This window comes from Frisingicoccus sp. (assembly GCF_048388605.1).
Taxonomy (GTDB): domain Bacteria; phylum Bacillota; class Clostridia; order Lachnospirales; family Lachnospiraceae; genus Frisingicoccus.
Window position 1 is genome coordinate 1 of sequence record NZ_DBGCTU010000021.1, and the last position, 13,769, is coordinate 13,769.

Consider the following 13,769-nt stretch of genomic DNA (forward strand, 5'->3'; position numbering starts at 1 on the left):
CTACCATTGTTTGTTTACCCTGGAACATTCATTAAAAGTACATGCAATTATGGCCTGCATATACTCCGAGGAAGGGTGCTCTCTCTGCGCCTCCCGGGCATTAGTATCTTTATCCCGCCACTACATTTTAGTGTTGCTGTTTCAAGCGAAAGGAAGCGGAGAACATGAAACGACATAAAAGTAGGAAGGACATCCATTCTTGTTTTTAATAGGAAGATGGATGTCCTTTTGACTTTAGGCAGGAATTTCTATAATGACGACATTATTATATCCTGAGTATCGCTTTTCGAAAGCTTTTTTTCGAAATTCCTCATGTGGCGCACAATGAATTTCATCGATAATTTCCGCCTCAAAGGTGTTGATTTGAACGGCGAGAAGTATCATGTAGGGGATAAAATTGATTTCTGCCAAATTGTTCATGGATGATTCCTCCTTTGTAATCATTTGGATATCTTCCATTATACATGAAGAGGTGTCCCAAAAAAATGACACCTAAGGAAAAAAGAGAATTTATGCCAGCATTTTGATTAAGTTTTCTTTGTAGGAGTGAATCAGTTGTATGATTTCATTGGCGAGACTGGCTTTGTCGATTCCGGTCTGATAGGCCAGATCGTTGTCAAGATTTTCGAGCATCTCGCGGAACTGGGCGGCGTCAACATTTCCTGCGATAATGGCATAGACGTCCGTGTTGGCGAAAAAGATTTCAAGTTCATCCCAGTCAAGATCGCCGTGGGTATCGGTGATGGCTGTAGGATATTCGAAATCCGGCGCGTAGGCTTTCAGTATGTAGTATTTGGCTGCAACGTCTTTTAATAGTGAATAGTAATGGCCGTCCTGGAGCAGTATCTGTTCGATATTCATAATTGTCATTAACCGCTGCATGGCGGTCAGAACGGTTTTGTATTCAAATTCGTATTCGATTCCATTGTATGTATAAAATCCTTTCATGAAGCATCCTCCTTATGTGTATTTTGCAATCGATAGTTTTCTTTACAGGCATCTCCGGCGATGGCCGCCTTTGTAAAACTGTTATTTTTCCACCAGGCCCACAGGGCCGCGGCGGTGGTGAGGCACATGGTGATGCCGTTATATATGTCATCCTCGCTGAAAGGCAGAGGGTTTTTGCCGCTGATTGTCAGAAATTGGTTGAGCAGAGCTGCGAACAGGACAACTGTTCGGGAAATGGTTCCAACGGATATTTTGTTCATTATGTGTCCATCCTTTCAAAAAAAGCGGGAGGACGGTTTGAACGCCCTCCCGGAGGAAATTTATTCTTCTTCGAGAATAAGGTCTAACATTTCATTGTCGTCATTAACCATCAGGTCGCATGTGATCGTGATCGTTGCCGGGTCTCCGCTGTTGGACATGCTGATACTCATATTGGACTGTGGTGTGACTTTATAAGCGATGAACTTATATGGAAGGAGTTCGTCGTTTTCTGTTTTCATGACAGTATCGCCGTAGACAGTAAAAGCCTTCGGGAAGGAGCTGCCTTTGACGGAAATCTTCTGAACTTTCTCCGTAATATCTTTGATGTAGTAAACGATAACCTTTTCTCCGGCGGAAGCGCCTGTGATCGTTGCGGTTTTGCCGGAAACGGTTGCGGTTTTCGCTGTACCGCAGTCGTCATCGGCTGCAAATACGTTTACGGCTGCGCCGGAAGCCGGTGTCTCTGCCAATGTGACAACGCCGCCCTCGGCGGTAGTCAGTTCTTCTCTCACCATGAATTTTGCGGATTTGGACATATCGCCGCCAGTCAGAAGCTGATACAGCTTGAAGCTCTGCATCTGTGTTTCGATGGTAAGCGTACCGCCTCTTTCACCGGAAAATGCCACGCGTTTCGGATGGCCTTTTCCGCCGTAGGCAAATACGGTTTCGCCTGTGATTTCCGTTGTACTGACATTGGCGTAATCCATGTTCAGGAACGGTGTTTTTGTTGCGTAATCTTCAAAAATGAGGTCGCATACCTCTCTGTTTGTAAATGTGTTTCCCATTTTAAATTCCTCCTTTATGGGTTTCTGTTTTTTTGAACTGTTCATAGAATTGATATATGGTTAAATCCCATATATTTGTAAAGTTGATCGAGTTGCTTTGAACGGCCACTGCAGTGACCAGATTGGGAAGTTCCATACCTTTGTTGTGACTGGATTTCCCGGAAGCTGCCTGTCGGCCGCGGCGAATTTTGTTGAGTATTTCCATGGCTCGTTTATTTTTGATTTTAGACGCGTCCACATCATAATCTCTGCGCTCAACACCGCAGCGTTGTAAAATGATGTCACAAAGCCCGGAAAAATTTTCGCCGTCGATCATGCCGACAGGAATCATCGGATTGTTTTCTTCTGCCTTTGCATAGGTAAAGAATAAATGATTACTTTTGTCCCAGAGAACTGTTTCCTCCAGGAAAAAGTCAAACATTGCGGTATAGGATTTTTGAAGACGGAGATCGGAACAAATGAGGTCAAACATGGAAATGTTTTCCTCACATCCGTAATCCTGGGGCGTCAATAAAAGAAGCCCCAGATATATCTGATATCCCTGCCAGGTGGTTTTGGGATTCCAGATATCCTTCAGGGTCGGAGACTTAACATGTCCGATGTGTTCGGCATAGAAGGGAAAGGGTGAGATTAAATCCGAATAATCCGGTTTCATCCTTTTTTTCTCCTGAAATCGGGAACAAGATAAGTCATTTTCCGGCCGATCCATAAACCGCTGGTGAAGGTTTCCACGCTTTGAAGCTCAGGGAGACCGATACCAAATTCTTTCTGACGTTGCCTTGCCGGAAGCTTGTCTGCCGGGCAGAGCAGTTCGTCAATTCGTTCAGCTAACATATCATATCGTGTGCCGTAATAGACGGCAGGGCCATTCTGAACGGTGAGGATGTCTTTGTGGCAGACAGGCTGGATAACAATTTTTATTGTTTTTGTTGAGGGCGTTGTTTTTGCAACGTCAGTTTCCAAAAAAATATAGCAGTCCGGCTCCGATGCGGCCGGTTCCACATAGAGATGTGGACAGATATTTTTTCGGGCTTTTGCGGCGATCATATCATTCGATAACCCGGAAGCATCTTCCAGAAGGAGCCGGGGAATGTACTCATCGCCGATTAGAATTGAACTGAGTTTGTCTTTATATTTACCGAGTTCTTTAAGCATTGTGTTACCTCCTTACACAATAAGAAAAACGGGAGATATGGCGAAACCCCTTGAAAAATCAAGGGGTTCCGGCATTTTCTGAATTCGATTTTTTCCTTTTGGCGGCCATTCGGGCACGGTCGGCAGCCATTTTTTTCGCTTTGGCACAGACTTCACAGTATTTCTGATTATTTGTTTTTCGGATATAGAGTTTCTGACATTCCGAACATCGGGCAAAGCTCCCTTTTTTACAGTAGTTCAGATATTCGTAGCCCAGTTCTCTGAAATCATTAATTTTTAAAACGGGCAGTCCGTCCATATCAATGAAATTGACCCGGAGGTTGAGATTGTCATTCTGTGTGGAAAATGAGATAAGCCCGGTGGATTCCATATCATTTAAATATAGAAATTTATCTTTTCGGTATTTGACAGAGACACGGGCTGTCCGGTAAATTTCGGGAATGGAAGTATTCACCCATCCATTGTTGTCGGGAGAGAGCATATTGTGGAGTTTGGCATGACAGAGCATAACAAACGCCAGTTTTTCATATTTTACATAATTGAATGTTTTGATCTGTTCCAGTTCTTTTTCGGTAATGCCGACAGCATCGATTTCGCGGAGCGGATATTTGTTCCCTTTCCCGGCGATATTCTCAATGATATCTTCCCATAAAGCCGGATTGTAATGCGGATTGCAGGAAGTCATATAACCATTCAGTTTTTCTTCAGTTTCTTTTTTGCTTAAATTTTCATTCTGCCGGTAATATTTGGCTAAAAGAAAAAGGGCGGCAGTAGGTTTACTGCCGATATCCCTTGTTTCAAGAAGCCTTTTGGCTTCCTTCACTTCGTTTAATATCAGTGTCATGTTCTTCTTTCCTTTCCTGATTCATGTCCAGTGTGATTGTTTTCATTTTAAAACGTTCGCCGTTAAATAAAATGTCGCCGGATTCATCAGCCTCCGGATAGGAAATTTTATAACGGCTGCGTTTTAGGAGGTTGCGGATAAATTGATCGCCGCAGATATCCCAGGCAAACTGTTTGCTTGCCCTGGATTTGGAGTAGCATAAATCCAGCACAATATTGCAGAGGATATCTTCATTTGGACACTCGCTGAGGCATTGACGTTTAAAGTTTTCTTTAAATATGTATTTTTGCATCCGACATTCCTCCGGTTTCAGCCGTTCACTTTTGGCATATTGCATGAAACCGGCCGTTTCCCGCTGATACTGTTCATAAATCTTTTTGATTTTTTGGAATAACCGGGTGGAGTAGGCAGCTTCACTTTTTAATATGGAATAATCAAAATGCGGGGCTTTTGAAATTTGATAGTCATCAAAAAGGCTTTCAATTTTCCGGCAGATTTTATTCATGGTGCACGGCGCAGTACCCATAGGCATTTTATCATGGAAGTAACGGATAAAATTCTCCTCTTCCTCAGTTCGCTCGTCCTGGCTCATAAGCTCATCAATGTTTTTTCGAAAACGCATGATACATTTTTCTTCATTCTTTTTGATGTAGGCTTTTAGCCGGGCTTTTTCAGCCGGATATATATACTGCATAAAATAGGGCTTTTTATCGGCGGCAAGCTTCAAATTTTGAAAATCCTTCGCGGAAGCCATATGGCGGGGCGGATGATACCATGCTTCGGGCATGGGCCGGGCTTCAATGCCCTTTGTTTTATCAATGCTGTTTTGCTGATAGAGCTGGCCGCATTTGATACGGTATTCCAATATCCGATATTCCCGGGAATTTTCGGGAAACCGGGCCTGAACTTCAAACATGGCGGTAATTCGGTTGGTCACTTCTCCGACGGCGTTTCCAAAGCTGTTGATATTGGAAAGCATAAAGTCATCTTCGGCAGGCACGCATTTCGGGGCCTTGCGCTGGACGCACCGGACAGCGGGGAGCGGCCGGGCCTCTTTGATGAGGAGCGGAAAAGCGCTGTTAATGACGCAGTCCCCGTCCTTATCCATGCCGTTCATCGCATCGGCGCAGGTGTCCCAACTGTTGAAGATTGTCGGAGTGGTCATATATTGATAAAATTCGTCCATTTCTTCAGAGTGGACGACTTGAAGAACACGGATGTTATTGTGGGACGTCATCGGCGCCCGGAAGCTGACAATCTGATCCACGCCGTGCTCTGTCCAGTATCGGGAATAGACCTGTCCGGCTTTTAACAATCCGGTGATCTCCAGGCGGAACATGGACTGGCACAGAGAATAGGGGTCCCCGGAGACAAGAGAGTAGTTTGCCGGGACATTTAAAACGCCGACCTTTGCCTGATCGATTCGTTTATGGATCATCCGATAAAGCCGGTCCCGCACATAGCTGTCATTTATCATCTCCGGTTCGATCATCAGGGCGGTGGCAAAGGAGCCATCCGAATGGCGGACATTTTTTTCATTAAGCCCTGTTCCCTTTGTATAGAGAATCGTTTTGCGGTAATCCTCAGAGAGAATATCGTTGATCTCATCTACGGTGGGCTGGATCAATTCATCAATCTCATCATCCGTGAAATGATAAGACTGCAAAAACTGGTAATTCATTGTTCGGAGATTTTCAAGTTTTTTCCCCGAAGCTTTGGTGATGGCAAAACTGTAATGATTTTTCCGGCAGTTTTCCAAATAGTCTTCCATTGAATCGTAGGAATCCCAGAGCTTAAGCATGGATTCTGTCAGCACAAGTTCTATGTTTTGGATATTATGGGTGTTTCCCCACACGTCGATCACTTCAGACACCTGATGCTCCCGGGCAAATTTTCGGAAGTCCACAGGGAAGATGGCGCCCTTGCAAAAGGCGTTTCGCAGGACACAGCCGGGGAGAAGATAGTCTGCGCCGATATCCCGGCCCCAACGTTCCATCAGCTCAGGCATGGCGAGGCCGTAGCCATCACTGTCATTTAATTCGATATCTTTATCCTCGATATATTTCATGCAGGGCTGGCCGCCGTGACTGTCGTCCAATTCGATCACATCCGATTTGAAATGGGTGATGCAGTCATGGACGACCACAATGCCCTGCGGCATGGATACAGGTGTTGATGAACTGCAGACAAGAGAACGGTAGGCTTCCAGCTTGGCCGGCGTGAAAGTTTTGGAAAGATTACGGCCGTTATCGATTCTGCGGTTCAACTCCGGAAGAAGAAGTTCATTGACAAAAATGATCGTATTGCTCTTTACGCCGCCGGTGGTTCCGAGAAGACGGCGGTAGACCGTGTCGTTGATTCGAAAACCGTCCTTATACATTTTCCGATAGTCCTTTACCGAGTCGATAACGACGCAGATATAATCTTTTTGAAATAGATATTCATCCAGCTGTGCATAAAGCTTTTTAATGCGCGGCCTCGAGATCGACAGATTTTCTTCCGCTTTTAACTGTCTGATCTGGGCCTTCAGATTGGAAATTCGAAGCCCGGGCCGGATATCCCCGTTCAGCTCGTCAATAAAACGGAGTAATTGGCTGTCGTTTAATCCGATGAGCTCTTTATTTTCTCGGGCCTGATCTATTGTAAGGCGTAGATTCCATTTGGCTCTGCGCAGACGTGCAGAGTGAATTTTATATATATATCTTTGAGATGTCAGCTGTTTTGACATGTGATATCCCTCCATTCATCATAAAGCAAACATATGTTCGAGTATCTGTAATTATCATACAGCGGTTTGGAGAGAATGTCAACAATGATATTATTATTACTAAAAAATGTTTATTCAAATTTTTTTAAATTTTTTCAAAAAAAAACTTGCTTTTTTTAAACCTCTATGGTATCATTCATATTGTTGTTGAACGACATACAAAATATTGCGCAGTTGTGGCGGAATTGGCATACGCGCTAGACTAAGGATCTAGTCCGGGTTAACTGGGTACGGGTTCAAGTCCCGTCAACTGCATGAAGCGTATTTATCAGATTTTGCAATGAATCTTGTAGATACGCTTTTTTATTTTTGTTTTGAAACATTATCGGGATTAAAAGAATCCCCGCTCTTTTAATCCGGGCAAAAATAGTGTATAATATGAATTCAAATAAAGATGGGAGGTAAATACCATGAAGAAATTCGTAAAAATGATAAGTACAGTGACTGTGATGTGTCTGCTTATGGCATCTTTGGCTGCCTGTGGAAAAAAGGACAGCGGAAAAGATACCAGTGGGAATATTGTGATTGATGAAACTCAGGATAAGGAAGCAAAGGAAAGTACGTCGGAATCGGAGACTTCGGAGAAAGTCGATGAAACAAAACCGCCCTTTGAAGAGACGAAGGCGGAGGTGACGATTTCCGTGCCGGCCGAGGTGGATACGATGCGGCCGATTCTTTTGGGAATCTGTAAAACGATGAGCGGCGGCAGAGCCTATGACGGCTCGGACAGCACATTTTTCTGGGACGGCATTTATGCGGCGATCAACGGCGGAAGCTGGATCCATCCGGACATCAGTATGTCGGATGACGGCAGCGGTTATATGGTGCCGCGGGAGACTCTGGCTGAGTATGCGGAGGCCATGTTCGCCGGGAACAGTGCGATCCCGGAGATTCCTTCGACGATGGGTGGTATTGAATTTGATGTGGATTCGGATTGTTATATTCTTTACAGCTCGGAGGGATATCTCGGATCTATGGAATTTACGGAGATTGAGGAAACGGATAACGGCTATGAGGCAACGGTTGCTTTTACAACAAAAAGCGGTAATGTGGAAACCCATACATTCATTATGACCAGCGGCGGCTACGGAACATTCCCGTGTGCGGTCAATGCAGTGATTGATGAATAGTCAAATTTAATGGAGGAAGCTTATGAAAAAAATAGTGCGCACGGTAGGGATCACTCTGATTTTTGCGCTTGTGTCTTTTTACTTTACTCTTCCGGCGCTGAATCTGCACTCACCGGCTTTTTACAGCTGGCTGCTTGAGGTGGCAGTGGTTTATATGGTGGCATCCCTGATAGGAACTTTTTCTATTTCGGATCTGAGGAACCGGACAGTAGATTTTAAATTTTTAAAAAATAATGCGAAAGCCGGATTGATCGTTGTTATTTTATCCCTGGCTGTATTGGGAATCGGACAGGTCATATCCCATCAGTTTTTTCATGCCGGCGCTTATCAGAAGCTGATGGATGTGGAAAATCGGGAGTTTTCCGAGGATATTACCCAGGTTTCCATGAATGATGTGCCGATTGTAGACAGAGATTCGGCTGTCCGGCTCGGAAACCGGAAGATTGGTGAACTGGTCAACCTGATCTCCCAGTTTGAAGTGGATGAATACAGCTATTCCTACACTCAGATAAATTATCGGGATGTTCCGACAAGGGTAGCGCCTCTGCGCTATGGCAATATTATTAAGTGGTTCAATAACCGCTCGGCGGGAATTCCGGGCTATATTTCTGTGAATATGGCAACCCAGGATGTGGAGCTTGTTCAGCTTGAACAGGGCATTAAATACTCGCCGGGGGAATATTTTTTCAGAGATCTGGACAGACACTTGCGCTTCAAATATCCAACAAAGATTTTTGAGGATTATTCCTTTGAGGTGGATGATGACGGACATCCGTATTGGATATGCCCGGTTATTAAATATACGATCGGACTTTTTGGCGGCCGGGATGTGACCGGTGTTGTCATTGTGGATGCGTGCAACGGTGATTCGACCTATTATGATATTAAAGACTGTCCGGAATGGGTGGACAGGGCTTATTCGGCAGATATCATTGTGGAGCAGATCAATTATTGGGGACAGTATAAAAACGGTTATATTAATACATTGATCGGACAGAAGGATGTCTGTATGACTTCCGGCGGTTACAATTATCTGGCCTTAAATGACGATGTATGGCTTTATACGGGCCTGACTTCGGTGGGCAATGATGCGTCGAATATCGGCCTTGTGCTGGTGAATATGCGGACAAAGGAATCCCATTATTATATCGTGTCCGGGGCTACCGAATATTCCGCAATGGAATCGGCGGAAGGCCAGGTTCAGAATCTTGCCTATAACGCTACATTCCCGGTACTTTTGAATATCGGAAGTCAGCCGACCTATCTTGTATCCCTGAAGGATAACGCCGGATTGGTGAAAAAGTTTGCCTTTGTCAACGTGGAAAAATATCAGCAGGTGGCGATCGGCGACACATTAAATGACGCTTACTCGGCTTATGTGAAGCAGCTGGCTTCGGGGCAGATCATTGATACGGGAGATTTATCGGAGGTTACGGGCCGCATCCTTCAGGTGGATTCGGCGGTAAAAGACGGGAATACCTATTTTTATATTCAGATTTCCGGTTCGGATAAAGTCTTTATGGCCTCCATACAGTTGGATGATGTGCTGGCTGTGCTTAAACCGGAGGACCGGGTAACTATAAACTATGTGGATTCGGATGACACCTTTGTGATGATGAATCAGATTGAGAAGAAGTAGGAGCTGTTATGAAGAAGGGAGATATCCTGTTAATTTGCGCCGCTCTTATTCTGGCGGCGGCAGGGCTGATCTATATGAATCTGGGCGGTAAGAAATCCGGCGGGACTCTGACGGTGACAGTCGGAGGTGAAATTTATGAGACCTATGATCTGGCGGAAGATCAGGAGGTTTCATTGGATATTGACGGCTGGCATAACCGGTTTCAGATAAAAGGCGGCGTTGTTTCCATGATGGAAGCGGACTGCCCGGATCAGTACTGCGTTGAACATGCTCCGATTGATAAAGTTAATGAAACGATTGTCTGTCTGCCTCATAAGGTGGTTTTGGAGATCACTGAAGGGGAAAAAGAAAAAGATATTGATGCGTAAGGGATAAATGATGTCAAAAAAAGTTGCGATGGCCGGAATGTTTACAGCTCTGGCAATGATATTCAGTTATGTGGAGGTTCTTATACCGATTAATCTGGGCATTCCGGGAATGAAACTGGGGCTTGCCAATCTGGTGGTTGTGACGGCTCTTTATACAATGGGAGCGCCGATGGCATTTGCGGTGTCCATGATCCGTATTATGCTTGTCTCAGTGACTTTCGGAAGCCTGGCTGCCATGCTCTACAGTCTGGCAGGGGGCATATTGAGCTTTTGCGGCATGATGCTGCTGAAAAAAATACCGAATTTTTCTATGATTGGAGTGAGTGTGGCCGGAGGTATTCTTCACAATATCGGTCAGCTGGCTGTGGCCATGGCGGTGGTGGAGAATATTCATCTGATTTCTTATCTGCCGCCCCTGCTCATTGCCGGAACGATCACAGGAATGTTGATCGGCATTGTGTCAGCTCAGGTTGTCCCGAGGATCAAATATGTGTTAAAATAAAAAAAGCTTTCACCCTGTGTCAGAATATGGTATGATACAGGGTGAATGTTTTGAAAGATATAAAATGAGGAGTCGATTGAAGATGGATAAGAAAGTCAGAACACGATTTGCTCCGAGCCCAACGGGGCGGATGCACGTAGGAAATTTAAGAACGGCGTTGTATGCCTATCTGATCGCCAAACATGAAGGCGGCGATTTCCTTTTGCGGATCGAGGACACGGATCAGGAAAGGTTTGTGGAGGGCGCCGTGGATATTATTAACCGCACCCTTGAAAAAACCGGTTTGATCCATGATGAAGGCCCGGATAAGGACGGCGGCTGTGGCCCTTATGTTCAGAGTGAACGTCAGGCGGCCGGAATATATTTGGAATATGCAAAGAAATTAATCGATAAAGGTGAGGCCTACTATTGTTTCTGTGATAAAGAACGGCTGGAAAGCCTGAAACAGGAAGTGGCGGGCAAGGAGATTATGATGTATGACAAGCATTGTCTGCATTTATCCAAAGAAGAGGTTGAGGCGAAGCTGGCGTCGGGCATCCCGTATGTTATCCGCCAGAATAATCCTACCGAGGGAACAACAACTTTTCATGATGATATTTATGGCGATATTACGGTGGATAACGCAGAGCTGGATGATATGGTCCTCATTAAATCCGATGGGTATCCGACCTACAACTTTGCCAATGTGGTGGATGACCATTTGATGGGAATCACCCATGTTGTCCGCGGAAATGAATATTTATCTTCTTCGCCGAAATATAACCGTTTATATGAAGCCTTTGGATGGGAAGTGCCGACCTATGTCCATTGTCCGCTGATCACGGATGAAGAGCATAAAAAACTGAGTAAACGAAGCGGCCATTCTTCCTTTGAGGATTTGCTGGAACAGGGCTTTGTGACGGAGGCTATTGTCAATTATGTGGCCCTTCTCGGATGGAGCCCGGAGGATAACCGGGAGATCTACAGCCTGGAGGAACTGGTGAAAGCCTTTGATTACCGTCATATGAGCAAGTCTCCGGCCGTATTTGATATGACAAAATTGAAATGGATGAACGGCGAATATATTAAAGCGATGGATTTTGACACTTTTTATGAAAAGGCCCTTCCGTTTATTAAAGAGACGATTCACAGAGATGTGGATTATAAAAAGATTGCCGCGATGGTAAAGACACGAATTGAGATTTTCCCGGATATTCCGGCATTGATCGATTTCTTTGAGGCCGTTCCGGAATATGATACGGCGATGTACACTCATAAAAAGATGAAAACAAATGCCGAAACATCCCTTGTCGTTTTGAAGGAGGTTCTTCCGGTGCTGGAGGCCCAGGAGGATTACAGCAATGATGCGCTTTTTGGACGGCTTATGGAACTTGTAAAGGAAAAAGGCTATAAAAACGGGTACGTGATGTGGCCGATCCGTACCGCGGTTTCCGGCAAGCAGATGACTCCGGCCGGAGCAACAGAAATTATGGAAGTCATCGGCAAAGAGGAATCTCTGGCAAGGATCCGCAGCGCCATTGAAAAGCTGGAAGCATGCAAGTAGACAGCGCCCAGAAAAAAGCAATTGAACATAACCGGGGACCGATGCTTGTTCTGGCGGGCCCCGGTTCGGGCAAAACCCTTGTGATTACCCGGAGGACACAGTGGCTTATTGAGAAGGCCGGCGTGTCTCCGGGTAATATTCTTGTGGTGACCTTTACCCGGGCGGCGGCAGGAGAAATGCGGAGCCGGTTTGACCGGTTGATGGGCGGCCGCCATCTTCCGGTGAGTTTCGGAACTTTCCATGCGGTTTTTTTTACAATTTTAAAATATGCCTATAACTATCGGGTAGAAAATATTTTATCTGAGGATGAAAAGTACGGTATTCTCAGGGAGATCGTTCATCAGATTGATGTGGAAATGGACGATGAAAAAGATTTTCTGATGAATATCGCCGGAGAGATCAGCCGGGTTAAGGGGGATATGATGCCGTTGGAGCATTATTATTCCGCCAACTGTTCAAAGGATGTCTTTGAAGAGATTTATACGGGCTACGAGCAAAAACTTCGCCGGATGCGCCGTTTGGATTATGATGACATGCTTGTGCAGACCTGGCGGCTTTTTAAGGAGCGGCCGGACATATTGCTGGCATGGCAGAAAAAATATAAATATATATTAATCGATGAATTTCAGGATATTAATCGAATCCAGTATGAAATAATCCGGATGATGGCCAAACCGGAGGATAATCTCTTTGTCGTGGGGGATGACGACCAGTCTATTTACCGTTTCCGCGGCGCCAAACCGGAGATCCTTCTCGGTTTTACGAAGGATTATCCGGGGGCGGATATGGCGGTGCTGAACATAAATTACCGCTCGACAGGGGCTGTCGTGGCCCGGGCGGAGCGGGTCATCTGCCATAACGAACACCGTTATGCCAAACATATGACAGCTTTCAGGGAACAGGGAAATGAGATATTGGTGAAGGCCTTTCAGAAGCCGGCGGACCAGTATGTGAAAATGATCCGTGAGATCGTGGACATGCACGAGCAGCAGGCTGTCCCGTGGGAGCAGATCGCGGTGATCTTCCGCACGAATATTCAGATGAGCGGCCTTGTGGAGCAGCTGATGGTTTACAATGTGCCCTTTGTGATGAAGGATTCGGTGCCAAATATCTATGAACACTGGATTGCCAAAGACATTTTTGCTTATATGAACATTGCTTTCGGCAGCAATGCCCGGGCGGATTATCTGCGGATCATCAATCGGCCGAACAGGTATATCTCGAGGTCTTATCTGGATGAAGAGACTGTGGATCTCTCCCATGTGAAAGACTATCTGGAAAACCGGGAATGGATGCTGGAGCGCATTGAGCAGCTGGAATATGATCTGTATATGCTGGCGTCCATGGCGCCTTATCCGGCGATTCAGTATATCCGCCATTCCGTCGGCTATGACGATTATCTGAAAGAGTATGCCATGGGCCGGGGCATCAAAGGGGAGGATCTGCTGGAAACTCTTGATGAACTGATGGATAAAAGTCACGCCTATAAAACCTGGGAGGAATGGTTTCAGGCCATAGAGCAATATTCGGAAACCTTAAAAATCCGTTCCAGACAGCGGTCCCCGGCGGCGGAGGGAATACGTCTCCTCACCATGCACGGGGCCAAAGGGCTGGAATACGATGTGGTCTACATTCCCGATGCCAATGCGGGGTTGATTCCCCATAAAAAAGCGGCGACCGAATCGGATAAGGAGGAAGAGCGGCGCATGTTTTATGTGGCAATGACCCGGGCAAAAAATGATCTGAGAATTTATTTTACCAGGGAAAGGTACGGAAAGACTTCGGAAATGTCGCCTTTTGTTGGAGAATTCCTTGCTTTTTAGAGAA

The 13,769-nt window shown here is 45.5% G+C and carries 14 protein-coding genes and 1 tRNA gene; 7 read left to right on the forward strand and 8 right to left on the reverse strand.

The features are described 5' to 3' along the window. Positions 1 to 234: 234 nt before the first annotated feature. From ACMN7X_RS03835 to ACMN7X_RS03870, 8 genes are all read right to left on the reverse strand, one after another. On the reverse strand, positions 235 to 420 hold the full coding sequence (locus tag ACMN7X_RS03835) for a hypothetical protein (RefSeq protein ID WP_418746174.1): 186 nt from the start codon (positions 418 to 420) through the stop codon (positions 235 to 237). Between the two features lie 90 nt (positions 421 to 510). Continuing rightward, complete coding sequence (locus ACMN7X_RS03840) at positions 511 to 948, reverse strand: hypothetical protein (protein WP_418746175.1); 438 nt, start codon at positions 946 to 948, stop codon at positions 511 to 513. Beyond that, the gene (locus tag ACMN7X_RS03845; RefSeq protein ID WP_418746176.1) at positions 945 to 1,208 is read right to left on the reverse strand and encodes a phage holin; all 264 of its coding nucleotides are present in this window, start codon (positions 1,206 to 1,208) and stop codon (positions 945 to 947) included. The genes ACMN7X_RS03840 and ACMN7X_RS03845 overlap by 4 nt, the downstream gene beginning before the upstream one ends. A gap of 60 nt (positions 1,209 to 1,268) precedes the next feature. Next, positions 1,269 to 1,994, reverse strand: coding sequence for a hypothetical protein (locus ACMN7X_RS03850; RefSeq protein WP_418746177.1), 726 nt, complete (start codon positions 1,992 to 1,994; stop codon positions 1,269 to 1,271). Position 1,995: 1 nt separating this feature from the next. Next, positions 1,996 to 2,649, reverse strand: coding sequence for a hypothetical protein (locus tag ACMN7X_RS03855; protein ID WP_418746178.1), 654 nt, complete (start codon positions 2,647 to 2,649; stop codon positions 1,996 to 1,998). Continuing rightward, positions 2,646 to 3,149 (reverse strand): hypothetical protein, encoded by a 504-nt coding sequence (locus ACMN7X_RS03860; RefSeq protein ID WP_418746179.1) that lies wholly within the window; start codon positions 3,147 to 3,149, stop codon positions 2,646 to 2,648. Before ACMN7X_RS03860 ends, ACMN7X_RS03855 begins: the two co-directional genes overlap by 4 nt. A gap of 58 nt (positions 3,150 to 3,207) precedes the next feature. After that, positions 3,208 to 3,993: a hypothetical protein gene (locus tag ACMN7X_RS03865; RefSeq protein WP_418746180.1), complete on the reverse strand. Its 786-nt coding sequence runs from the start codon at positions 3,991 to 3,993 to the stop codon at positions 3,208 to 3,210. Then, positions 3,947 to 6,721 (reverse strand): hypothetical protein, encoded by a 2,775-nt coding sequence (locus ACMN7X_RS03870; protein WP_418746181.1) that lies wholly within the window; start codon positions 6,719 to 6,721, stop codon positions 3,947 to 3,949. Before ACMN7X_RS03870 ends, ACMN7X_RS03865 begins: the two co-directional genes overlap by 47 nt. Positions 6,722 to 6,930: 209 nt before the next feature. On the opposite strand from ACMN7X_RS03870, the gene ACMN7X_RS03875 reads away from it, so the two are divergent. From ACMN7X_RS03875 to ACMN7X_RS03905, 7 genes are all read left to right on the forward strand, one after another. Further along, positions 6,931 to 7,015 (forward strand) — tRNA-Leu (locus ACMN7X_RS03875). Positions 7,016 to 7,170: 155 nt separating this feature from the next. Then, entirely contained in the window at positions 7,171 to 7,890 is a 720-nt protein-coding gene (locus tag ACMN7X_RS03880) for a hypothetical protein (RefSeq protein ID WP_418746182.1), read from the forward strand. 22 nt (positions 7,891 to 7,912) lie between these two features. Then, complete coding sequence (locus ACMN7X_RS03885) at positions 7,913 to 9,529, forward strand: CvpA family protein (protein WP_418746183.1); 1,617 nt, start codon at positions 7,913 to 7,915, stop codon at positions 9,527 to 9,529. Positions 9,530 to 9,537: 8 nt separating this feature from the next. Then, entirely contained in the window at positions 9,538 to 9,897 is a 360-nt protein-coding gene (locus ACMN7X_RS03890) for a NusG domain II-containing protein (protein ID WP_418746184.1), read from the forward strand. A 10-nt stretch (positions 9,898 to 9,907) separates the two neighbouring features. Continuing rightward, on the forward strand, positions 9,908 to 10,399 hold the full coding sequence (locus ACMN7X_RS03895) for a Gx transporter family protein (RefSeq protein WP_418746185.1): 492 nt from the start codon (positions 9,908 to 9,910) through the stop codon (positions 10,397 to 10,399). 82 nt (positions 10,400 to 10,481) lie between these two features. After that, on the forward strand, positions 10,482 to 11,942 hold the full coding sequence (gltX, locus tag ACMN7X_RS03900) for a glutamate--tRNA ligase (RefSeq protein ID WP_418746186.1): 1,461 nt from the start codon (positions 10,482 to 10,484) through the stop codon (positions 11,940 to 11,942). After that, positions 11,933 to 13,765, forward strand: coding sequence for an ATP-dependent helicase (locus ACMN7X_RS03905; RefSeq protein ID WP_418746187.1), 1,833 nt, complete (start codon positions 11,933 to 11,935; stop codon positions 13,763 to 13,765). Before gltX ends, ACMN7X_RS03905 begins: the two co-directional genes overlap by 10 nt. Positions 13,766 to 13,769: the final 4 nt, after the last annotated feature.